Origin of the sequence: Chryseolinea sp. T2, assembly GCF_037203685.1 — a bacterium.
Lineage (GTDB): Bacteria > Bacteroidota > Bacteroidia > Cytophagales > Cyclobacteriaceae > Chryseolinea.
This window is the reverse complement of record NZ_JBBCAU010000011.1, coordinates 1-24733: the sequence shown is the minus strand read 5'-3', so window position 1 is coordinate 24733 and position 24733 is coordinate 1. Positions and strand designations below refer to the sequence as shown.

Below are 24733 nucleotides of genomic sequence, written 5' to 3'. Positions count from 1 at the left end.
ATATTCTTTATCCCGTTTCAATTACTATTTATCGTTGTGAACCAGTGTGAAACCAATTCCATTAGTCTACGGTTAAAAAAAACCGACGGGGCCGATGAAGCCCCGCCGATAAACTAACTAACTAAATAACCAAACCCAATCTTTGATATTTTACCAGGGCTTACCTGTTCCCTGCAACACCCAGGATTTTGACCAGGCGCTGTTCTCGCCGTCAGCCTGAGAATAATTTGTTACCTCAATCTGCTCGAGTGCGCTCGTTGCATTTGCTTCGTTAAGCAACAGCTCATTCGTCATGTAGTAGAAACGCACTGGCAATTGTGTACGCTTTCCGGCAGGACCAGCCTGAAGGGCTGGAAGACCGGTTCTTCTATAGTCAAACCATGACTCTGTTGCCGCTGTCCAGCTGGCAATCCACTTCTGTTCCATGATTTGGTCGAGGGTACCTTTGTAGGCAACATCGGCTCCGGCGATATAATCGTCATAGTCATCATCAACTCCCCACGACTCGAGTGAAGCCTGAATAGCTGCTTCATAGTGCGATTTCGTATCACCAACCGCCCAGCCTTTCAAGCCTGCTTCGGCAAGAATAAAGTGTACTTCAGCTGCTGATATCCAGCGGGCAAGCAGCATGTCTCCGCTTGCAGCCTTGTACATATCAGCAAGTTGTGACACGTGCGGATTGTACTGACCCTGATTGTTCGTAGGGTTGAAGTTGTAAGTGAAAGGCAGACCGGACATGCCGGCAGGAAGACCTACATATTCAGGATCGGTATTGATCGACGTAGTGCCAACAACATCCGGAGACAAAACCCGGTATTGCTTACCATCGATCTCCATGATCTTGTTTGTACCTGCAGGTTGAGTTGCATCCACTTTCAGCGGAATCTTAACCTTTGCTGCCCACACTCCGATACGAGGGTCGCTAAGATCCTGAAGCTTCTCCAGCAATGTTGCGCACATTTTGATACGGCTGAAGTTACTTTCGCTCGCATCAAACTTCGTTGTGTTCGGCCATGCTGTGCCAGCACTTGCTCCGGGAAACGACATTGCTGCATCCTCGTCAGACGAGCTGATGATTGGATATTGCGACGGATTGCCGGCGATCTTTTCAATACCAGCCTTTGCAACATCGGCTTTCTTGCCCGATATGCGCATGTAGTAGCGCAGTGCCAAAGAGTTGGCGAGCTTACGCCATGCTGAAGCATCGCCTCCGTAGATGACATCGGCATCAGGAGAAATACCTTCATACTCATTTGGCGCTTTCGACAACAATGTGTTCGCAGTTTCCAGATCGGCAAGAATACCGTCGTAGATAGTCTCCTGTGAGTCAAAACTAGGCTTGAGATATTCGCCACCCTTGTCGCCTTTCAACGCGTTGGTATAGGGAGCATCTCCCCAAAGATCAGTGATCAATCCGAACATGAATCCCTTCACCACAAGAGATACTCCCTGATGGAACTCCAGGCCCAGATCAACAGCGCGATCATAAACCAACTGGTTGTCTTCAAGAACGCTATAGTATCCATCACTCCAACTCTGGTTCGCCCAATCGTAATTATTGTGATCGCTGAACCATCCATCCTTTTGAGTATGCTGCATAACGCCACCTATTATCCCGTAGCCGAGATTAACATAAGTCTTTGATGCTTCAGTCAGCACGGATGATATCACCAGGTTCGGGTTCACCGTTGCTGGATATGATCCGTTCGGGTTTTCATTGAGCACCGTCAAATCTTCGCAGGCAAACATCATTCCCAGGAAGATGGCCGATGCACCCAGATTTCTTATATACTTAAATTTCATAAGATCAGATTTTAGAAAGTGAAATTGAGTTTGAAGCCCACTGGCATCGTCCACGGAATTACGTTGTAGCGTTCGATACCTTGCTTGAACTGGATTTGTGCACCCTGTGCGCCAGACTCCTGCTGATATGCCGTTTCCGGGTCAACACCAATCTTCGCAGCTGTCCACAACATAATGTTTCTGCTGTAAACTGATATGTTTGCGTTCCTCAAACCAAGTTTCTTAGTAAGTGTTGAAGGGATTGAATAACCCAGCGAGATCTCGCGCAACTTGATGAACGATGCATCGAATGTTGCTGCACGGGTGAAGTCCCATGGATAGTTGTCGCCGTAAGGAATAATCTTCGTTCCAGGGGCACCAAGGTTTTCAACGTAACCAGTGATGTTACCATCGTCATCATATTCTGCAATTACGCCAGGATTAAACACACCATAAGGGAAGGTTGTGCCATAAGCCTCGAAGGGGAATCCACCATACTCTTCAGTTGGACCACCTACGATATTGAACTTGTTGCCATTTACCTTGATCAGCTCATCAGCATTTGCCACGAGATAGTTACGCAGCTCATCGCCTGAACGTCCACCTGGATTGATCAGGTTGTCAAGGAAGCGCTGTGATTTAAGGTCAGACTCGCTATAACGATACGTCTGTGAAACGAACTCGCCACCAGCTCTCCAGTCAAATGACAAACTCAGAGTGAATCGCTTGTAATTGAGACTGGTCTGCAAGCCCATGAGGAAATCAGGGTTAAAGTTTCCAATCTTGTTCTTCGCGTTAGCCGCAGACTTCGATTGCCAGCTTCCATCCTCATCCAGCAAAGGATATCCATAGTAAGGAGAATTTTTATCATCTACAGTAATCAATTGATTGTCGTAGATATCACCTACGCGATCACCAACGTAGCTCCATGCACCGCCTTTAGCATCCTGCCAGAAGATGAACTTGTCCTGACCCTGTGTAAGCTCCTTGATAGTAGTTGTGTTCTTGGAGAAGTTCAGATTGGCGTCCCAACGGAATCCGTTCTTGTCTATTGGTGTTACTCCAAGAGTAAGTTCAACACCTTTACTTGCAACCAGACCGGCATTAAACTTCAGGTAGTCAGCCCCGGTAGAAGAAGCGATATTGTTATCGAAGATCTGGTTCACATTCTCGATGTAGTAGTAGGTCGCACCGAACCTCACCTTGTTGGCGAACAAATTGAAATCAAGACCACCTTCGTAAGCCGTCGACATCTCAGGCTTTAAGTTTGGCACGAGGATCCTGTTCGACTTAGACAACCTTGGAGTATTTCCCCAAGCCTCCAGTACATCGAGTGTATTGATCAGATTATAAGGATCGGTGTCATTACCCACTTTGGCAATGCTACCGCGGAGTTTAAGCTGGCTGATCGCTGTTGGCATAGCAAACGCTTCATTCAACAATACGCTAAGAGTTGCTGAAGGATAAAAGAAGGAACGGTTTTCAGCAGGCAAGGTACTTGACCAGTCGTTACGCGCAGTAAGATCCAAAAAGACAAAGTCCTTGAAACCGAGGTTCACCATTCCATAGAGACTGTTGACAGCCTTTTGGCCCAGGTAACTTCCGTATTCCACATCAGAAGGTGATATGTTGGCAAGTGTATAAACTCCAGGTACAATCAGACCACCGCCATTCTTGGTACGGGTATAATCGTTGGTCGACTTTAAGAATCGCGTGTTACCGCCTACCGAAGCATTCAGGTGCAGCGCACTAAGGTTCTTCTCGTAGCTCAAAAGGAAGTCTATGTTGCGCTCTGTTGTTTTGATATCGTTGATACCATAACCACCGCGTTCCTGATTGGTATAGCTGGTTGGAAGTTTAGTCTCACGGCGCTCAGTATAGGTATCCAGTGAGTACCGGCCCATCAAAGTCAATTCTGGTGTGATCTGCCAGTCTGCTTTTAGGTTTCCATGCACACGGTCGCGCACGAAATTATTTCGTACCTCATATGCCAAAAAGTAAGGGTTGTTGTACTCACCGGCATTGTCGTCCTGTGTACGTTGCTGGATACCCTCCACATTCCAGTAATCTCTCAGCTCATTGATATTGATGTGAGGAGAAACCGCATACGCCCATTGCATAGGGTTAGTTCCGCGGTTGGTAGCAGGCCTGTTGTTTGAGTTCGTTCTCGTGAAATCAACGGCTGTACTAACCCTTACCTTTTCGTGAACTTTCACAGATGAATTCAATGCGAGGCTGTTTCGATACAAATCCGAACCAGGAATGACACCTTTGTTCGACATGTTTGTATAGCCCAACCGGTAGTTCAAAATATCGTTGCTGTTGGAAACAGAAACATCGTTGGTAGAAGTTACTCCGGTATTCACAAAGTCCTTCACGTTGTCCTTGTAAGAACGCAGCGGAGTGGCTGTGCGATTGCCATCGGCATCCGTAGGGCTATTCCATTGAATGGCGTTATATCCTTTGTCCAGTTCAGGCCCTACACCACCAACTGATGTCTCATCGATTTCAAGGGTACCTCCTGGATAGTTGTCAGGCGTAAACGGCAGATATCCCGATGCAAACTTGTGATGCATGTCCAGATAGTGATAAGGAATCTCAAATACAGTGTTCGAGCTTACGTTCACCGTCATACCTTTTGCGTTCTTTCCGCTCTTGGTAGTGATCAGGATTACACCGTTACCCGCACGTGAACCATAAAGCGCTGCAGCGCTCGCGCCTTTCAGTACGCTGATGCTTTCGATGTTTTCAGGATTGATATCTGATATCGCGTTACCATAGTCAACGCGGTTATCGCTACCGACCTGTCCAACGTTATTGAGCGAGTTCACCATGGGAACACCATCAACAACGAACAAAGGCTGGTTACCAGATACGAGCGACTTAGCACCGCGGATCGTAACCTGCACAGAAGAACCCGCACCACCTGTTGAGTTGATCGTAACACCTGGAACGCGACCTGCCAAACTGTTCAGTACGTTTTCCTGAGCGACGTGAGTAAGGTCTTCACCTTTCACCTTTGCGATTGAATAACCAAGCGTTCTTTCATCACGCTCAATACCGAGGGCAGTTACCACTACTTCGCCTAACTGTTCGGAGCTTGCTGCAAGAGCGATGTCGATTGTTGATCGTCCGCCTACGCTCGCTTCCTGACTGGCATAACCGATAAAAGAAAATACCAGTGTTGCATCGTTACCGGCGTCTAAACTGTATCGACCGTCTGAATCGGTGATCGCTCCAAGTTGTGTGCCTTTTACAGACACGTTTACGCCTGGCAAACCGTCGCCATTTGGGCCGTCGGTCACTCGCCCGGCAACCTTCGCTTGTGCAAAAGCAGAAATCTGACAGACCAGTAGCGCTGCCGTTAGCAGCATCATTTGTCCCGTCACTCTGCAGCACCTTCTTAAGTAAAAGTTTACGCTCATAAGTGATTGTATTGGTTAATGTTTAAGGGTTCTGGGGTTACAGATCCGGCGTTCTATGAGGGCGTTTAAACACCTTATGATGGAATATCGGATACTACTATCTAAAGGTCGTTATTCAACAAACAGCACTAAGCGCTTATTGCGTTAACCATTACAACGTTTGCGCAGATTTAAAAGGCTTAATGTTGCGGTAACAACTTGCTTCTCATCCGCAAACAAGGCTTAACACTGGCTTGAAACTTAGTTATTAAGCGATCGCACGTTCGCCATTTTTTCCCCGCAACAGCGCTGCCGCTCCAAGCAATGCCGCATTCTCATTCTGCGATCTGAATATCTTCAATCGTTTCATTGACTCTCCGAAAGGAAAGTCGAGCAAAGCCGATTTCATGCTATCAACAAAGAAGGGATAGGCCTTCGACACTGATCCTCCCAACACCACCGCCTCCGGATCAAATGTGAGTACCACGTTCTTGATAGCCTGCGCAAAATGCTCCCCGAACTGCGACCACGCCTCCAATGCAATCGGATCGTCATCTTTTGCACGCTCATGCGCCTCGACAGCGCTCATACCATGAAACGCGGGAAAGAAATTGCCACTTGCATAGTATTCAAGAGTGTGCCCGAGGTAAGGCAATAAGCCAATCTCACCCGCTCCACAATTGTTACCTACATATAATGCATCGTTAATAATAACTCCAAGCCCAAGGCCCGTACCGCATGCCATACCCACCACGTTGCGAAATCCCTTCAATACGCCGAAGCGATGTTCACCCAGCACGAAGCAGTTGACATCATTATTCACGCGAACCGGAACGGAGAATGCATCTTCGAGAATACGCTTCAGCGGAACGCGCTCCCATGAAGGAATGTTCATGACATTGTACACAATGCCCTCTTCAACATCTACAACAGAAGGTACTCCGATGCCAATGCCATTGACTCCTCTTTGCACAGACGGTCGGATAAAGTCGATCAGCTCGCGAAGGGTATCTTCCAGTGAACCCGTGGTGTTAAATGCATTCCTTCTGGGTGAATGAATGACACCGTCAACTTCAATGGCGGCTCTGACATTTGTACCTCCCAAATCAACTCCAACAAACATGGTCAACGGCAGTTGTTAATGTGATATACCAAAGCTATCGTAACATGCTGCCGGATTACAGTCCCATTTGCGTCAATAAAGTTTCAATTTGCGCAAGGAAGAATTGCGCTATTCGACACTCGGTCCGGCGAGCTTAATGCTTCGGCTGCCCTTGCCGGCAGCATCGAAACATCGCAACGTCACGCCTGTGGTTACGGGAACGTCCTGCTTATATAGTAAGGACTCACGCGTCGGTTCAGATCCGTCAAGCGTATAACGAATTTCAAGACCAGGATATGCGGTGTTTGCTTTCAACACTCCTTTATCAATGATTGCCCCTGGAACGGGAACACGATAATTATAACCCTCATTAAGGTATCCCATTCTCGGCAGTTCGCGTGTTCCGAGTGCAGTAGCAAATGAATTCCAGCCTTCCTGCATCGACTTATCGCGCTGCTCTTTTGATTCAATTGTTTCCCAGGGACGCGGCTTTGACCACGCGCTTTCAGAAAAACCAATGAGCTTGGGCAATACATAATACTCCATCATCTCACGTCCCTTTACAGTCTCACTCCACAACTGCGCTTCAACTCCCAGAATGTTTCTCTTTGAATCTTCCTTCAATGGTTCTATCACAACCTCCTTCTGATTTCCTCCGGATGACTTATAAACGAGGTTCAGTGGTCTGCCCATGGCATCGTGCGTTGTTGTCTTGGCAAGATCGTACGGAGCAAAGCTCCAGGCATTCTTTTCATTAACAAATCCGGCCCAGTACAATCCCGGCTCATTCGGATCCTTGTCGTAGGCGAGATCGAAATAAAAGTTCGACACATTGCAGAGAACGATCTTAAATCCTGCATTGGCCAGGCGATAGCTCAACTCGGGATCGAAAAGATTGTTCCAGATATAAGGAACGATGCGTTCACTAGCCAGTTCGTTGTTTGGATGATACTTTCCATCCTTTCCTTTAACCAGCGCTACTTCTTCCCAGCCATGCAGTTCCAGGTTCTTTGACTTCAGGCGCTTCACGAGTTCTTTAAAGAACCACATCTGCAGATTCTTCGGATCGCCAACTTCGGGATGCTCTTTCAACAGCGCAGCTGCCATCGGAGATTGAGTCCATGCACCTTCGGGTACTTCGTCGCCACCGGTATGAAACTCATCAAGAGTCAACCCTGCTTCCTTATACATTATAATGAACTCATCAACCACCTTTTCATAAAAATGGAAGGACGACTCACGTGCGACACAAACAACATTGTCTTTGTATCCCTGCGCGGACAGATAAACCGACTTATCCTCCGGATCGAGCAGACGATACTCTTCAGCTTCTTCTTTCTTTCCCTCCTTCATCAATCGCTGATAACGTGCTTCCATTGCCTTAATAGCTGCCCTTGCATGGCCCGGGAAATTCAATTCAGGAATCACTTTGATATGGCGCGCCTGTGCATACTTAAGGATCTCAATAAAATCTTCACGCGTATAATGACCCTGACCATACGTACCTTCTTTTCCTGCGAAAGGACCTGAACCATATGCCGGATGCAATACTGCATCGCCGTACGACTTAGTATGCTGCCTGCGGGCACCGACCTCGGTCAATTCCGGAAGTCCGTCGATGGCAACACGCCAGCCTTCATCTTCTGTCGTGTACAACAGGAAGCGGTTGATCTTGTATAACGAGAAGAGGTCGAGCATTCTCTTAATGGATTCCTTCGTCTGAAAATTCCTGCTCACGTCCACGTGTACGCTTCTGAATCCAAATCGTGGTGAATCCTCGATAACCATAGCGGGTATGCGAATGGTAGATGCCTGGTTCTTAAGAACGTCGATGGGAAACATCATCCGCAGACTCTGGATACCATAAAATGCACCGGCCGCCTGGCCTGCCTCAATAACAATCTGGCGGGGGGTGATCGTAAGCCGATATGCCTCTGGCGATTCGACTAACGTTTTGTCTACACGCAACAGCAGTTGGTTTGAAGTTCCCCGCATTTCAGCAACATCCATGGGTGCGCCCATCGCCTCTGCGATCCGTGCCTGCAGAAACTCAGCCTCTCTGGCAAATGCTGAATCGAACGAAAGCGTTGACGCGTCATTGATTTCAAAATAGCCTGTTCCCTTTTTTACTTTGGCCGGCGTAGGTATCACAGGTGATATCTTATCGTCTGAGACCGCCCGCACGGATTTATAATCTGCGTATAGCCAATCCGGTGTCGGGATGGGAGTCTGATCGTCGTCGCGCCGGTTAACCTGAGTAGCCTGAGAAAAAGGTATCAACGTATAGTCAGATACTTCTGTGATTTGTTTCTCCTTTTCTCCGTCATAGAAAACGAAATACAGTCCCAGGGGACGGTCCGTATTCTTGATCACCGCCTCTGTTCCTCTGTAGGTAATCTCAACTGTTTTACCAGGCTCCAGTACAAACTTCTCACCGGGCGTAAGCTTGTACCAGTCTCCATTGATATGGTGAACGATAGCTGCCTGTGGCTCTTTGTTTTGAAGGATTGGCCGCGGCGCCATGCTGAAGAACAGGTTCCAGTTCGACTCAAGCGTCTGCTCTCCGTTGTTCGTAAGAACGAACTTAGCATTAAATACATCAGTGCTGTCGGTGAAGTTGGTGACCAGTTCCCACTTCACCGCTATCTTGTCTGCGGGAAACGTCGTCGTTTGCTTTTTACATCCGATTACCACGACTACTATCGCGACAAAACACAATGTCCGGGCAATGCTTGATTTGAATTTCATACTTTGATGAAGATCTTCTTTCGATACAGTATATAGGCCGGAATGAAGTTAATGCAGACAAACAACATTGCATACAAACAGCTCGATAACTTTGGAGAAAGTCCTATTGACGTCATCCAGTCTGTGACGTGTATATTCAGTGTGGCTGTGCCCCAGGGGAACACGTAGAAGATCAATGCCAGCAGGTCGGCCAGCACGTATGTGCTGATGGCGTTCGCTCCGAATACAATTCCGGGGAACGTCCCCTGCTTAAAGCCGCGTATATCCATCACGTAGTAAGCAGCGCCCAAAATCAATGCTGCAAAGCCCGAAGTCACGAGAACAAATGAACTCGTCCAGAGGTTTTCATTCACAGGGAACGTTAAACCCCACACGTAACCGGCACCTGATGATACAAGCCCAGCTATCATAAGGTAGATCACTTTATCGGCCGGCGATCGCTTGCTGATCAGCAAATGTCCGGCAAGCAGTCCTGAAATGCCCGACACGATGGAAGGGAACGTGCTCAATATTCCTTCAGGATCCCAGGTGCCCTGCCACATCTTCCCTGGCAGATATTTCGAGTCGATCCACGCGGCAAGATTTACGCCGGGCTCCAGCACTACCGCGCCTACCCCTGGCGTTGGTATCAGTGTCATCGCCAGCCAGTAGGCTACAAGGATCCCGATTCCAATCCACAATTGTTGACGAAAGGTTGTATTCAGAAACAGCAAAGCGCACGGCAGGAACACCAGCGCAATACGCGGCAATGTGCCTGTGTAGCGGAGATCCGGGAAATTGAAATCAGGTAGCAGGTTGAGAAAGATCCCCAGCGCAAAGATTTTCAGCGCACGCCAAACAATCTTCCAGTAAAGTTCGCTCTTGTTCGCCTCATCACGCTTCTTCCCATACGACAGCACGATGGAAATCCCTACGATGAACAGGAAGAAGGGAGCAATTAAATCAGTAGGCGTAAGACCATTCCAGATGGTATGATGAAGTGGCGCGAATACGTGCTCCTCATTTCCCGGAAAGTTCACAAGGATCATCGCCGCGATCGTGAAGCCTCTCATAGCGTCGAGGAAGACGAGCCGATTTCCCTGTTGTATAGTCATTGCCGTAGTCAGATCACATTTTAGCAGCTCCTGCTTTGGCCTGAGGCGCACTGATCACATTCAGATAGCGTCCCATCCAGTATGGCAACAGCCAGATATCGCCTGCGCTATATTCCGATTGGCCATTATCTCCTCCGTCGAGCTGAAAGCGGTTTGCGTTGTGACGATTGATGGGCAACTCATCCGGCGGCAGCACTTCTTTCGTCAACTGATTCCTGAAATTCGGCTCCATCATTTCAATATCCTTGCGATGACTGTTTTCAATTCTCCAATGAATCAGATCCATTGGATGTTCGCGCAGATACCACGCTGCTTCATTTAAATCAAACTCGCGCGTTCCGGTAAGCGCTGTAAAAATGTTCCAGGCCCCTTCCTTTTCGGGACGTTCAATCTGCCAGTGGTCGATGATCGCCTCTTTGAACCGTGCTTTTAACGTATCATTAAATGCATAGCGATACAATCCCCAGTAACCTACAAAGTACATTTCATCATCCGAGTGGTTCCATGATTCAGAAAGCATCTTGCTCCAGTCATCAGCATTGTCAGGAGCTTTGCCAACCTGTGCCATTGGACGCATAAGGTTTTTATAATATCCGTTCTTCTCGAAAAGTTCGAATGCCTTTTGTTTGTATTCTTCCTTCTTCGTGAAATGATAGGCCGTTTGCAACATGGCCGTTATGTTCGAAGCATTGATCTTCCTGTCACCGACGTTTTCTGGTCGTGCGTTTACGTATTCAGGATTCCATTTACCCCAGAGTGTTGGCTGTCCGTTCCAGTCAACGAGATACATGTTATTGTCGAGTACGTGCTGCATCAATGAGTCTATCAGAACGATCGAACGTTGCTTCAGGTCAGCATCATCCAGCAATTCCGCTGCAGCACCAAAAGCAAAGATATGTCCGATGGCCTCGTCGCTGCTCGTGGTAGATTTCCAGTCCCATTCAGGATGAGTGGCACGTCTCCAGGGTTTGTCGTCGTACTTGTAGCCTCTGCGTTCAAATGATCTTGAAGGAAAGCCTTTTACTTTATTGATCTCGTACAAGCGCTCCATTGCCTCCATGCATTCGCGAATGTTTAGCAGCGCATCCTGGTCATGCGTAACGGCATAGCGAAATACCTCGGCTCCAAAATACATGGTTGTCCAAAGTCCGTCGTTATCTGAATCCTCGAGAGAACCGGTAGCAAGACTTCCGTCGGTCATGTATCCCATCGTTGCATTAAATCCGTGACGGATGTGTCTCGCTCTCACCTGTTCCTCGAAATACATCGCCTTGTCGTGAAGGGTCATGTCTTTGAACACGATCTTCGCGAGTCCTTTTGTGGTGAGCACCAGTACAGAATGATCAGGGCCTTCGGCAATGTCGATAACATTATCAGAGGGCAACCAGCGTTTCGACGCATAGTAAACGGCATGATCACCAGCTTGTTCATTAACATTAACCTTGAATGCGCCGCGCGTGGTACCAAACCACAGTTGATCACCGATTAGCTCTACCGTTGTGATCTCGGTCCAGGGCAGTTTAGTACGCATTCCTCCTTTTGCTTCCTTGCTACCGGCATCGTAAACAGTATAGCCTTCGGAAGTTCCGACAACAAGATTAGCACCTCCCTGCATCAGCGCAAGACAGGTAAAGTTTTCACCGGCAATCGCGGGACTGATCGCCCTCTTCTCTACATCAAAAGTCTCAATACCCGTCTTGCCCAGTATCCAGAATACATTGCGCGTGGAATCGAAAACCATATCGGTTACTTCACGGCCCGCTTCACCCTGCCAGGCGATCGTTGAATCGCTCACATACTGCAGCTTCTTTCCATCAGTGATGAGGAAATCAAATGAACGTCCTCCACGCAGTACATTGGCGCCAGGCATTGTATGACGGGCGAACAACCTGCCTGCCCATGCATTTGCCAGAACTGACTTGTCGTCGACGTAAACAAACTGGTCTCGATAAAGATCAAGTCCGCTTATTTTCTTGTCTGCTATTGGGCGATAGGTGCGGTCAGCTACGAGCGAACCGGGATAAAGAAATTCACCAGCATAAAGCTTGAACAAACCTTTTGATGACACTACCTGTACCACTCCATTGCGATCGGAAACAACTCTCCGAAGACGAGCAGTTGTATCCACGAGGTCATATTTGATGCTGAAGTCCTGCTTAAACGCGACATCGTGGTAAACAGGTTGCGCCTGTTGCTTCTCCTGTGAACAGGATTGCAATAATACAGTCAGTAATAATAATGGCAACGCGCCTTTAAGAAGTTGTTGGAAACGGCCCCGACACTTGTCCATGCATACCCAATCGATGCGTTTAATTTGATGCGCGATTGGGCTCATGTTTCGAACGAATACTCTCATATGGAAAGGAAACAATATTGGTATATGCAAGTACACCAATATCTCCTTCGCAAAGAGGTGCTTTTACGTCAATGAGGTGATCCTTTGCGCAAAGGAAGCCGTTCAAACTTGAATTGCGATCTGCGATGTTTCCTAGCTTCTGATCTGCTTATGCTACCAGGCCTGCCTGAGCTACCAGATCTTTCCAAGCAACTCGTCTTAAGCTCAATCATTTTAGGCTACATGATATTTTTAAGCTACTGATCTTGAGCTACTCGATCATCGTCAGATATCTTCCCATCCAATACGGAAGGAGCCAGAACACGGGCTCTCGCTCCATGTTCGGATTTCCATTGTTTAGCGACCACGGGTTCTTGTCCCAGCGCACCGTCGCGCGAATACTAGCTGGCGGCAACTCACTCACCTGAACCTCATCCAGTATCGGAGTGCGCACGAGCTGAATGTCTTCGCGTTTTTCATGATCGATCTTCCAGTCAATGAGATCCAACGGTGTGTCTATAAGAAAATCGACTGAACGACTGAGTTCCGCCTTTTTACCGCGTGAATAGGAGTAGATAAAATTGATGAGTGGATTAGCGTCATTCTTTCTGCGTTCGATCCAATCATCCGCGTGCTTCTCATAGAACTTAAGCAACTCGGGGTCCTTCTCACATTTTAGCAATATAGGATACTGGTAAGCAGCGAGGATAACATCGAAGTAGATAAACCATCCCGGATTCTGTCGTGGTACGTTCGACATGTTGTCGAGGTAATGCTCTTCCTTAATAAGGCGCAGATACTCGTTCTGATACTTATCTTCATGCGTTACATGATATGCAAGTTTCAGAAATGCCAGCAGCTCCATAGAATTAAGACTGCGATCCGGTTCCCACTCGGGATCGTGATTCAGCCGGTCCGGCGACCAGACACCCCAACGAGTGTGAGTGCCGTCTGTATCTGTCAATGTGTAATTGTTCCGCATCAGATGATCGACGATGCGTTTCACATGGGCGGCGATCACTTTCTTCTCATTCTCATCGGCAACGAGTTCGTGATAAAAGAAGTAGCCCATCATATGACCACAAATCTCGTCACTGCTCGTATCACCTTTCCACAACCACTTGCCATCCTTCGATTTTCTCCAGCGCACTTCAACGGGTTTGAAGCGTGGCTCTTTCACCAGTTCATCGGCAAGTTCGCGCGCCGTGTAGGTTCGGTTACCATCATCGATAGCCGTCCAGCTGGCAGGCACTATGGTGCGGGCAAAGAATCCGTCGGTCTCGGTCACTTCCTGGAGCTTCTTCAAAAACTCGAAGGCCTTCTTTGCTTTTGCCTTTGCATCCTCGTCTTTGGTTGCAGCAAACCGAAACGACTCCATCGCCAGGTAGTTGCTGGTATATTCTCCGTCGTTGTCGTCATCGTCACCTTCCCAACGCGTGGTGTCGCCGGCAATTGGAAGCTTGCACTGACCTGCAATCCATGGCTCGCGGATGTGACGACGCATCAACACATCATAGAAATAAGTTTCCTTCGACGCCAAAGTCATTCGCTTGCGATGGATGGCACTCACTCCACCATCGGTGGCAATCCAGGCGGTACCATCTTTTGCAAACGAGATGTCAGTGACCCGATCATTCAACAGCCAGCGGCGGCTAAACAACAAAGAATGTTTCTTAAATCCTGTATAACGGACTACGCCCACATCCGTCCCGATCCACATGCTCCCATCGGGCGCCTGCTCGACGCAATTAACCTGTATGGAAGGTAAACCATTTGCGGGTCTCATCTTGATCGTCTTCCCGGAGGACGTCCGGATGCTCACTCCACCGAGACCACCGAACCAAATGTTTCCATCACTATCGGTTGCTATACCTCTCACGTACGCGCTTATCAGGTCCGTTGTGTCGTTAGTATGCATCACGGAATCACCCTCACCATGATAAATACCTACATCACTTCCAACCCATAAGCCGCCCTTTCCATCGCTCATCGAGGCCCGCACGGACCTTGCAACGGTATAGCTAAGCGGTGTTGGGGGCTCTCCCTTTATCAGCCACGCCCCTTTTGGTCCCAGGGCGTACACTCCTTCATTTGCGGGGGCGAGTGAGCCCACTGGCGAAGTCATTCCTTCGATTGCCTGCAACCTACCTTCACTTAATCTGTAAACCTTGTTCCAGTTCGACATCCACAAAGCACCGTCAGCTGCTTTAACGATCGCAAACGACGGACCCTGCTCAGTTGTTGGAATGCCATCCTTCCACTCCCGCGAGTTTGGATGTTTCACAAAAATGCCAGCCGCCGTCGATATCCACACTGCACCATCATTTGCAACGCACACTGCCCGAACGGGAAGTGTTTCCTTACCCTTTACCACGGGATGTGCATCATGAGTCAGTTGCCAGAATGCAGTATCCCGATAAACAGTATCAGCCGATGCGGCCGCCAGTTGTTTTTGAACCTGGCCCTTTGGTTTTTGGCAGGACGTCATTGCCGACCCGAAGGCAACGACAAAAGCCAATGGTGTAAGCATCGATCGCTTCATGGTGCTAGGTTTAGGGTGGGTGATTTATGGTGAGCGTTTATTAGCGAACTACTTTTTGATTGCAAACTGATCCCTCACTACTCCCTCCGAATCAACTGCCTTATACCTCATCTCATTTGGTCCAATTTCCACGCGCTGATAAAAATAACCCTCGGGATACTGCTTCACTGCGTATGGCTCCGGACCGAGATGCTCATGTTTGCTCGGGATGCTGATCGAGATCGCATACGCCGTTCCCTTCGAATAGTCATCGACCACTTTGCCGGCATTCATAGGTTTCGAACGCATGTAATAATGAATATGTCCTCCCATCACCATGTCAACATGATACTTATCAAACAATGGTACCCACTCCTTTTGGATGTCTAAATAGGGCTCCTCAAAATTATAGGGAGGGAAGTGAAACATCACAAACTTCCATTTCGCCTTAGTGCCAGACAGGACCTTGTCGATCCAGGGCGTATGATCATCCACATCGGAAGTGGCGTCGATCATGATAAACAATGCATCACCGTATTCAAAGTAATATGACAGCTCAGGATCAACTCCATCGGGATTGTTCACGGGCAGAGCAAACAGATCGGTATAAAGCTTAGCACCCAATCCGTCCTGACGATCGTGATTTCCAGGCGTAGGCATCAGGGGCTTATTGGCAAAGGCAACTCCCGAGCGATAGAAATAACGGTCCCATTCATCGCGATACAAACCGGTGCTCACATTATCACCGGCAACTGAATAAAAGGCGGCGTCGGGGTTTTCGCGCATGGCGCGCGTGACGATCTTACCTGAATCAGGGAAATAATGTGTATCACCAAACCATACGAACGAAAATGGCTTCAGCCCTTCTGGCTCAGTTGTGAAGGAAGCAACATCAGACCAAACTGCAGGGCTACCCGCACCTGCCTGATATTGATAGTTTGTTCCCGGATTAAGACCTTTTAACGCTGCCGTGAACCGGTTCACATAACGATCATTGTAAAGCAGGCGATCGTCCAGAGAAAGTTTACTGGCATCAACGCGTGTCGTGTCCTTCGAACCCTTCTTCCAGTATCGTACGAAACCTTCATTTACGTTCCCGGCATTTCGCCATTGAACGTTAATGCTTGTCTTCGGCGACTCCGACCAGGTCAACAAGATCTCATCGGGCTTCTCCGACGATGGATGAGGCGTTGCCCTGAATGCATCGATCACATGCGCCTCGCGCGCCCTTCCACGTACCGTTGTAAAATATAACTGGCCCTGCAGCGCCTCCGGCACTTCCGTCAATTCCAAACCCGACCAGTCATGATAGGTGAATGCACCAACCCGAAGTGTATCTGAATTATAAATCGATGGATAAATACCAGTCACACTTAAAGATGCCCCCTTGTCCTTTGGTGCCACAGAGACAAAGTAAACAGGTCGATGCTTGTCGAATCCGTTTACACCCAATTCCACGAGTCCTTTGTCGAAGTCCTTCTGCCAAACTTCATACGTATACTCTTCATTCTTCACAAGCATGTCGGTCTTTTTGAATCCCGACGGCTCAAGCCAGAAAGGAACATGTGCCTGCGCCTGATCGCGCATCAGCGACACGGTGACCGGTACATTAACGTTAAAATACTGATAACGCGTCGCCAGGACCTGCTTCTCCTGGTCCGTAAGGAAAGACATCATAAATGAGTCGTTTACGGAGGCGAACTGTTCGGGAGAGATCTTCGCATACAAGCGTGTCATCACGCTATCTAAAACCGTTGCCACGGTTCCATTAACAGAAGTGACTTCAGGCTCCGATCTCTTGCAGGATCCAAGCAGGATGGCAGCAGCGGCCATCAGCAACAGGGGTGTTCTCATTAAGAACAAATCTACCTTTAATGGGCAATGAGGTCCCGCTGTTTTACGCAAACAAAGCGGCGAATTGCGCATTTGTCTGCGGGTAGTTCCGGTCTTAATGCGACACTATCGTTTGTTTTTAATGAACATAAAATTCGGACAGTCGAAGCTCCCGTCACTTGTCTGACTACGCTGACAGAATTGATACGATGTCATTTGTAACGTCTTAGTACTGCAGTCAAAAGCAAGTAACAACCTGAGCTCTGAGTCAAAGTCTTATCTCTGGTAAGTCTCTGATAAGTCTCTGACCAACCCGTGCCCCCGACTATCTGATCGACGTAACAATTGGATGAAATAACCTTCAGGAAATAATCAGATCATATCGCTCTTCTTTGAGACGCATGCCCCACTGATTCGTATCCACCGAACTTGTTAGCGTGAAGCCCGCACGTTTATACATCGCTATCGCCTGCTGTTGCGTATCGGCGGTCATCAGATAAACACTTTTGAACCGCGAGCGGCAATAAGACAACGCCATATCAAACAAACGACTTCCGACGCCGGTACCTCTGAACATGGGATTGACAAGGAACCAACGGAGTTGGGCCTCTTTCTGCGAACGTCTGAGAATGGCAATGCTGGCGACGATCTCTCCCTGATATTCCGCCAGCCAGACCTTATCGTTCTTCTCGTCATATCGCCCGACGAACTCGAAAAAGGTTTTAGCTACATATCCCTCAAACTCCATCGAATATCCCTCATCCTGCGCATAGTACTTACCATGCATGTAGGTCATATAACCAAGATCACCGGGCTGCAACTTGTCGCGATAGGTAACTGCTGCCGCAAGTTTCTTCTTGTCATAGCCTTCATCAAGCATGAGACTGATCTCATTCATGGAGTTCACCATCGACTCCAACTCTTCCCGCGACAGCCGCGATGTAAAGCCGGCGACTTGCTGATCGGACTGAAGTTGCAGCGATGCGAGTTTTTGTTCACCCTTCTTCGTAAGACTCAGATTCGATGAACGCTTGTCATCCTTCGAAGTTCGCCTCAGCACCACCCCACTTTTCACAAAGCCAGTGATCACGCGACTGAGATAGCCTTTATCAATTCCAAGCAGTTCAGAAAGTTCACTCATCCTGATCGGCTGCCGCGTTCCTATCTCGAAAAGAATCCGCGCTTCGGCAAGTGAATAGTTGCTGTCGAGCAGGCGGTCATTAAGCAGACCCAGGTGGCGGGTATAAAAACGGTTGAATGAACGGATGGCCTGTATGTGCTGTTTCATGCAACTAAATTATGAAATTAGTTGACAAAAGCAACCATTGCCGTTCTGGTCCCGTATTTCGGATCCCGTAGGCTGTCATCGATTGATAAAATGAAATGTATTTCGGATCCCGTAGGGATCATTGATCAATAGAAAAAAAATGCGATGATCTGCATGCCGCGTGTCGAAGATTCGCCGATTGTAGAACGCAAAATTCAATTCGACACGAAATGCAGACATTAATTCGTTCGTGCATTTCGTGCGATGAAGGTGTGTGTTTCATAGAACGATTGCAGATCGCACGAGTTGCTCATTTAAATGATCGTTTTCTATTGATCGATGATCCCTACGGGATCTGAAATACGTCCATTCTATTGATCAATGATCCCTACGGATCTGAAATACGTCCATTCTATTGATCAATGATCCCTACGGATCTGAAATACGTTCCATTCTATTGATCGATGATCCCTACGGGATCTGAAATACATTCCATATTATTGATCGACGATCCCTACGCGATCTGACACAAATTCAACTCGGACGTCAACCCTACTGCGCCTTAATCACATCGACCGGATTCATATTCCCCGATCTCACAGCGCTGTATCCTCCCGAAATAAGAACAAGAACTACTGATATCCCGCCAACAGCCAAAAAGGGTACGATCGTGATAGTCGTCCGATAGGCAAAAGTAGATAGCCACTCCGTTGTGAGCCAATACGCGATTGGCAATACCACCACATTCGCCAGCAACGCTATCCGCAAAAAGAACTGCAGATTCAAACGCGCAATCTGTTTGCCCGACGCACCCAGTACCTTTCGTATACCAAACTCTTTCATCCGTCGGGTCGACATGTAGGCAGCCATCGAAAAGATCCCCAGCAATGCCACCAGCACGATGGCAATAGTAGTGAGCTTCAACGAATCGAATGCGCGTTGCTCACTTCTGTGTGTGCTGTTATAAAGTTCATCGACGTATCGCAGCATCAGTGGATACCCGGGCATTACATCTTTATACCGCTCTTCAATCTGCTTGGCAACAGCCGTTGGGTCTCCTGAGTATCGGACATATATGAATGCATCCGGATACTCATTCTGCCACGGCAATCGCATCACCAGCGGATTAACCTTTTCATACAGGGGACTGATGTTTATGACTGCCACAACACCAACTACGGTTCCATCCCATTTTCCTTTCTCCTCAGGATGCGTGTAGATCCGTTTGCCTACAGGATCGTCCCAGCCCAGCAGGCGTGCAGCCGTCTCGTTGATCACGAAGGCCGCGCCACTGTCGGAGGGAATATGGCTATCGAAAGTCCGCCCCTGTAACACGGGAATTTTCAGTGTTTCAAACAGCTCATCATCCGAGAACACTTCATATAACTCCACCTCTTTCACCCTATTGCCATCCTCTACAAAATACCAATCCTTCCAGTAACCGTTGCCAATGCGGAATGAGCTATTCGCGACATCCGTAACACCCGGGATGTTCTTTATCTCATTCTTAAATGTTTGAAGCTTGGCTACCGTGAATTCGTCGGGCATGCTCAACACCAGAAGATCACGACGATCAAATCCGAGTTCTTTGTTATGAACAAAGGCAATCTGCTTCCCCACAACGAGCGTGCAAAACAGGCAGAGGACAGAAACAGAAAACTGAGTAAACAGAAGTGTTCTGCTCAGGCCAGAATTATAACTACGGTCCAATCCTTTCAAACTGTTTACTACCCGTCCAAAGGCTACATGTCGTGCGGGTAGCCAGCACGATATAAATAGCAGGCCGATCAATCCGGCAGCAACAATACCAAGCGTTATCGGATTTAAAATCATCCCGAAGCGCATATCCGCATCCAGCAGCGGTGCGATATAGGGAAACGACAGATACAGGAGGACGACCGCCAGCATGAAGGAAAGGGCCGCCGATGAAATCGCTTCAATTGAAGCCTGCCACATCAACTGAACCTGCCGCGCACCCAACACCCTGCGAACACCTGTTTCTGTAGCGCGCCCGGAGTAGTCGGCAATAGATAGATTCACATAGTTTATAGCGGCGACCAGCAGCAGGAGAAGCGCAAGTACCGAGAAGGTATACACGTAGGCAATGCTGCCATGGGACGCTGAGTCATACCGATAATCTTTGCTCAGGTAAATGTCTGCGAGCGGCTGCAGCGTAATGGCAAATGCAAACTCCTCGCGAACGGCGCGTGGCACAAACTGTTCAACCAACGCATTGGCCTGACTCGTAAAACCCGTTGCACTACCTTTATGAAGTCTTACATAGTAGGAAGTCGATTCATCAGTGAAGGCCACCGGATCAGAAATGTTCCTTGCGCTGAAGTCACGCTCACTGCGCAATCGCTTAAATGCTGCCAGGTTGAGATGCGAATTGGATGGAGTGTCTTCCACAACTGCAGTCACCTGCAAAATATCGGTCTCACCGTTGTAAGAGACTAACTCATTCAGCACATCAACGGTACCAAACATGCGAAGGGCAATCGCTCTTGTGAGCACGATGGCATTTGGTCTTTGCAACGCCGATTTATCGCCTTTGATAAACTTAAAAGTAAAACATCAAAGAAGGTACTATCGACATCAGCGAGCGCTTCACAATCGAATACCTGATTGCCTTTTCTAAGAGTTGCATGCCTTCCTGTGGCAACGCGGGTGGCTTTGGATACCGCCGGAAGCTGCGATAACATAGGTGTAATTCCCAAGGGAAGGAATGCATATTTATCAACAGTGCCTCCATCCTTTCGCTCACAGGCGACACGGTAAACATTCTCATAGTCCACATGAAACCTGTCGTACGAAAGCTGATAGCCCACAAAGATGGCGATCGCCATAAACGAGAACAACGCAAGCGTAAGGCCTCCGAGCTTGAAAGCGAAATTGACTTTGCTTTTCCGTATGTGTCGAAGGGCGGTGAGAAAGTAGTTCCTGATCATAACATTTGTGGTTATCAGCGCATCAGCCCCGTGCTCATACAAAAATAAAGCAAAGAATAAGACTGGTTTGCCGTTTCTTTCCGTTTGATGGCGATCGATTAAAACACTCTTCGCTCTTTACAAACTCTCTTCGCTTGTTTCCATGGTGTAGATATGAATCGATCATCTGATTGAAAGAGGCAGATTTCATCAACAAATCCTTTCGTTCGTTCGATCAGAATAAAGAGTGCACAACTGCATAAGTTGTCTGTTGTAACATGCGCTTCTTCAGTCCTTCATCGGCCTAGGATCGGTCTTCCATCGGTCTTCCATCGGACTTTCATCGGAGTCGCATCGGAGTTCCATCGGAGTGGCATCGGACTTTAATCGGACTCGTCCAGACTTCATCGGACTTTTGACAGGCTACTATTCGGTCCCCACATAAGGCCCGCCCGTTTCTCCCCATCCCCACTTCGGCATCGGCTCGGATTCCTTCAATGGATTTTCAATAAGTTGTGAGTTGATTACTGCCAGCCTGGTACCCCATTCGATATACCCAACAAACGCCGACCGGAATTCGGGATCACTTTTCAATCCCACCTCATCAGCGGTCTGCAAAAGCAGGTATACCCACCGTTGTCGCTTCTCCTCCGTCAGCATTTTGCCGATGTGCCTGCCTATCATCTCGGCATGACTTCCACCGTCCTGTCCGGAGTACAACTTAGGTCCGCCGAATACCTCGGCCACAAAGTGCGCTACGTGTTCAACATGCTGAGGCGACATGTGCCTGAACACTTCACCTAACAGATCGTCCTTTAACACTTTATCATAAAACCTTCCAAACAGCGCCTCGAAGGTCTTCATATCACCTGCCCATTCGTATAACGTAGGAACATTTCTCATATTCTCAGGAAAATTAATTTATGGTACATTCTCGTTGGCCGTTAACATAAAACGGTCAGTTGTCTATAGTTTTCAAAATCAGACTAATATACCAACCTTTTGAGACTCACATCATTTGCAGCGCTCTCCCGCCGGCCGCAGGCCGGACCCCCAATTCTTAATTCTTAGCCCTTAATTCTTAATTCTTTCATAATTCCCACCATAGATTTTAACTATAATGCCATAAAGTCAATCGATTTGCTCTATCCAGATGGTTATCGGACATTCGCAGATCAAATAAAAGACAACCCTCAAATAAGCCTTGTTCATGACTGGCTACATGAACAACAAACGATAGAGGATCCTGCATCGCTAAAAACGAAAGCAGGTAATTTGAAAACAGTTTTTTGAACACTTAGAAAACACTCTACAGCAAATGGAAAACAATTCTGGTGACATCAGCAAATGTCCTTTTCACGGGGCGATGCAAAAACACAATGTGGGCGGCGGCGGAACACAAAACCGCGACTGGTGGCCCAACCAACTTAAAGTGAGCATCCTGCGTCAGCATTCAACGCTCTCTGATCCCATGGATGAGAACTTCAACTATGCTGAAGCATTCAAGAGCCTGGACTACCAGGCTTTGAAAAAAGATCTTCACGCCCTAATGACAGACTCCCAGGATTGGTGGCCTGCAGACTTCGGACACTACGGTCCGCTCTTCATTCGCATGGCGTGGCACAGCGCAGGAACTTATCGTATCGGCGATGGTCGCGGTGGTGCCGGTGCCGGACAGCAACGCTTTGCTCCACTCAACAGCTGGCCTGACAACGTAAGTCTCGATAAGGCGCGCAGATTGTTGTGGCCTATCAAACAAAAATACGGAAAGAAGATCTCCTGGGCCGACCTCATGATCCTCACCGGTAACGTAGCGCTTGAGTCAATGGGATTCAAGACATTCGGTTTCGCCGGCGGACGTCCCGATGTATGGGAACCAGAGCAGGATGTGTATTGGGGTTCCGAAACAAAATGGCTCGGCGACCGACGCAACAATGGTGAGCTCGAGAATCCACTCGGAGCAATCGAGATGGGATTGATCTATGTTAACCCTGAAGGACCAGGTGGCAATCCTGATCCAATCGCTGCTGCGAAAGACATTCGCGAAACATTCGGAAGAATGGCCATGGACGATGAAGAGACTGTTGCTCTTATTGCCGGCGGTCACTCGTTCGGTAAGACTCACGGCGCTGCTCCTGCTACAAACGTTGGTGCAGATCCTGAACTTGCTGAAATTGAATCTCAAGGTTTGGGCTGGGCCAACAGCTTTGCCTCAGGAAAAGGTGCTCATGCGATCACCAGCGGTCTGGAAGTTACCTGGACTACTACTCCTACAAAGTGGAGCAATAACTTCTTCGAAAACCTCTTCAAGTTCGATTGGGAATTGTCGAAGAGCCCTGCAGGCGCTCATCAGTGGGTAGCTAAAGGCGTCGGAGAAATCATTCCCGATGCTTTCGATTCTTCAAAGAAGCGCCGCCCGACTATGCTGACTACAGATCTCTCGTTGAAGTTCGATCCGATCTATGAAAAGATCTCACGTCGGTTCCTCGAAAATCCTGACGCGTTTGCTGATGCATTCGCCCGTGCATGGTACAAGCTTACCCACCGCGATATGGGTCCTCGTGCCCGTTACCTCGGACCTGAAGTTCCGAAAGAAGAATTGATCTGGCAGGATCCTATTCCTGCAGTAAATCATAAGCTCGTAGACGATTCTGATGTTGCTGCCCTGAAAGCAAAGGTTCTTGCGTCAGGATTAAGCGTATCTCAGCTCGTATCTACAGCATGGGCATCTGCATCGACATTCCGCGGATCAGACAAGCGCGGTGGTGCCAACGGTGCCCGTATACGCCTTTCTCCTCAAAAGTATTGGGAAGCAAACAATCCTTCACAATTGTCTAAGGTTCTCGAAAAACTCGAAGCTATTCAAACTGAGTTCAACAACGCTCAAAAGGATGGCAAGAAGATTTCTCTCGCCGACCTTATCGTGCTGGCAGGTGCTGCCGGTGTTGAGAAGGCAGCAAAGGATGGCGGCGTGAACGTTACCGTACCTTTCTCTGCCGGAAGAGGCGACGCAACTCAGGAACAGACAGATGTTGAGTCATTCTCTCTCCTCGAGCCAGTTGCCGACGGATTCCGTAACTATCTGAAGAAGGTAGGCGCTGTTTCTCCTGAAGAGCAACTGATCGACAAGGCTCAGTTGTTGAAACTCACTGCACCTGAACTTACTGCCCTTGTTGGTGGATTGCGTGTATTGAATACAAACTTCGACGGATCGAAACACGGTGTATTCACCAGCCGCCCCGGGGTATTGTCGAACGACTTCTTCGTTAACCTTCTGGATATGGGCACAGCCTGGAAATCGGTTCACGAGCACAAAATATTGTTCGAAGGAAGCGATCGCTCCAGTGGTGCTAAGAAATGGACAGCAACCCGCACAGACCTCGTATTCGGTTCGAACTCTGAACTCAGAGCCATCGCCGAAGTATACGCGAGCTCCGATGCAAAAGATAAGTTTGTAAAAGACTTCGTAGCTGCCTGGGCGAAAGTAATGAACCTGGATCGTTACGATCTGGCTAAGTAATCTGTTAAAACATAAATGAATGAGAGAGTGAGAGCCCGGCCAACGTCGGGCTCTTTCATTTAGATCCCGGAGCCTGTATGTTTAAAAAAGGAAAGCCTGGAGACTATATTTAAAGTGAATTACCATATCATTTTAAATAAATCTTCCAGGCTTATGAAAACAATACAAGCTAAGGATTTTTCCTTTGCCGGGGAACCTGT

13 protein-coding genes are annotated in these 24733 nt (G+C 48.2%); 1 reads left to right on the top strand and 12 read right to left on the bottom strand.

Going from position 1 to position 24733, the window contains the following annotated elements; genetic code table 11:
* Positions 1 to 150 precede the first annotated feature (150 nt).
* From WBG78_RS27800 to WBG78_RS27745, 12 genes are all read right to left on the bottom strand, one after another.
* Entirely contained in the window at positions 151 to 1803 is a 1653-nt protein-coding gene (locus tag WBG78_RS27800; RefSeq protein WP_337329799.1) for a SusD/RagB family nutrient-binding outer membrane lipoprotein, read from the bottom strand.
* A gap of 11 nt (positions 1804 to 1814) precedes the next feature.
* Positions 1815 to 5207 (bottom strand): SusC/RagA family TonB-linked outer membrane protein, encoded by a 3393-nt coding sequence (locus WBG78_RS27795; RefSeq protein WP_337329798.1) that lies wholly within the window; start codon positions 5205 to 5207, stop codon positions 1815 to 1817.
* A gap of 247 nt (positions 5208 to 5454) precedes the next feature.
* On the bottom strand, positions 5455 to 6309 hold the full coding sequence (locus WBG78_RS27790) for an ROK family protein (RefSeq protein WP_337329797.1): 855 nt from the start codon (positions 6307 to 6309) through the stop codon (positions 5455 to 5457).
* A 108-nt stretch (positions 6310 to 6417) separates the two neighbouring features.
* Positions 6418 to 9036 carry a family 20 glycosylhydrolase gene (locus WBG78_RS27785; RefSeq protein WP_337329796.1) on the bottom strand — a complete coding sequence of 873 codons (2619 nt, stop codon included), beginning with the start codon at positions 9034 to 9036 and terminating at the stop codon, positions 6418 to 6420.
* Positions 9033 to 10130, bottom strand: a complete 1098-nt coding sequence (locus WBG78_RS27780; RefSeq protein ID WP_337329795.1) for an acyltransferase family protein — start codon at positions 10128 to 10130, stop codon at positions 9033 to 9035. Before WBG78_RS27780 ends, WBG78_RS27785 begins: the two co-directional genes overlap by 4 nt.
* Before the next feature lie 13 nt (positions 10131 to 10143).
* Positions 10144 to 12420, bottom strand: coding sequence for a hypothetical protein (locus WBG78_RS27775; protein WP_337329794.1), 2277 nt, complete (start codon positions 12418 to 12420; stop codon positions 10144 to 10146).
* Positions 12421 to 12736: 316 nt separating this feature from the next.
* On the bottom strand, positions 12737 to 15007 hold the full coding sequence (locus WBG78_RS27770) for a ligand-binding sensor domain-containing protein (protein WP_337329793.1): 2271 nt from the start codon (positions 15005 to 15007) through the stop codon (positions 12737 to 12739).
* A 48-nt stretch (positions 15008 to 15055) separates the two neighbouring features.
* Positions 15056 to 16840, bottom strand: coding sequence for a metallophosphoesterase family protein (locus WBG78_RS27765; RefSeq protein WP_337329792.1), 1785 nt, complete (start codon positions 16838 to 16840; stop codon positions 15056 to 15058).
* Between the two features lie 340 nt (positions 16841 to 17180).
* Entirely contained in the window at positions 17181 to 18107 is a 927-nt protein-coding gene (locus WBG78_RS27760) for a bifunctional helix-turn-helix transcriptional regulator/GNAT family N-acetyltransferase (RefSeq protein WP_337329791.1), read from the bottom strand.
* A gap of 531 nt (positions 18108 to 18638) precedes the next feature.
* Positions 18639 to 20600 carry an FtsX-like permease family protein gene (locus tag WBG78_RS27755; protein WP_337329790.1) on the bottom strand — a complete coding sequence of 654 codons (1962 nt, stop codon included), beginning with the start codon at positions 20598 to 20600 and terminating at the stop codon, positions 18639 to 18641.
* The gene (locus WBG78_RS27750) at positions 20549 to 21034 is read right to left on the bottom strand and encodes a hypothetical protein (RefSeq protein WP_337329789.1); all 486 of its coding nucleotides are present in this window, start codon (positions 21032 to 21034) and stop codon (positions 20549 to 20551) included. The genes WBG78_RS27755 and WBG78_RS27750 overlap by 52 nt, the downstream gene beginning before the upstream one ends.
* A 405-nt stretch (positions 21035 to 21439) precedes the next feature.
* Entirely contained in the window at positions 21440 to 21916 is a 477-nt protein-coding gene (locus tag WBG78_RS27745) for a group II truncated hemoglobin (protein ID WP_337329788.1), read from the bottom strand.
* Positions 21917 to 22331: 415 nt separating this feature from the next.
* On the opposite strand from WBG78_RS27745, the gene katG reads away from it, so the two are divergent.
* On the top strand, positions 22332 to 24533 hold the full coding sequence (gene katG, locus WBG78_RS27740) for a catalase/peroxidase HPI (RefSeq protein ID WP_337329787.1): 2202 nt from the start codon (positions 22332 to 22334) through the stop codon (positions 24531 to 24533).
* The last annotated feature ends 200 nt before the right edge of the window (positions 24534 to 24733 follow it).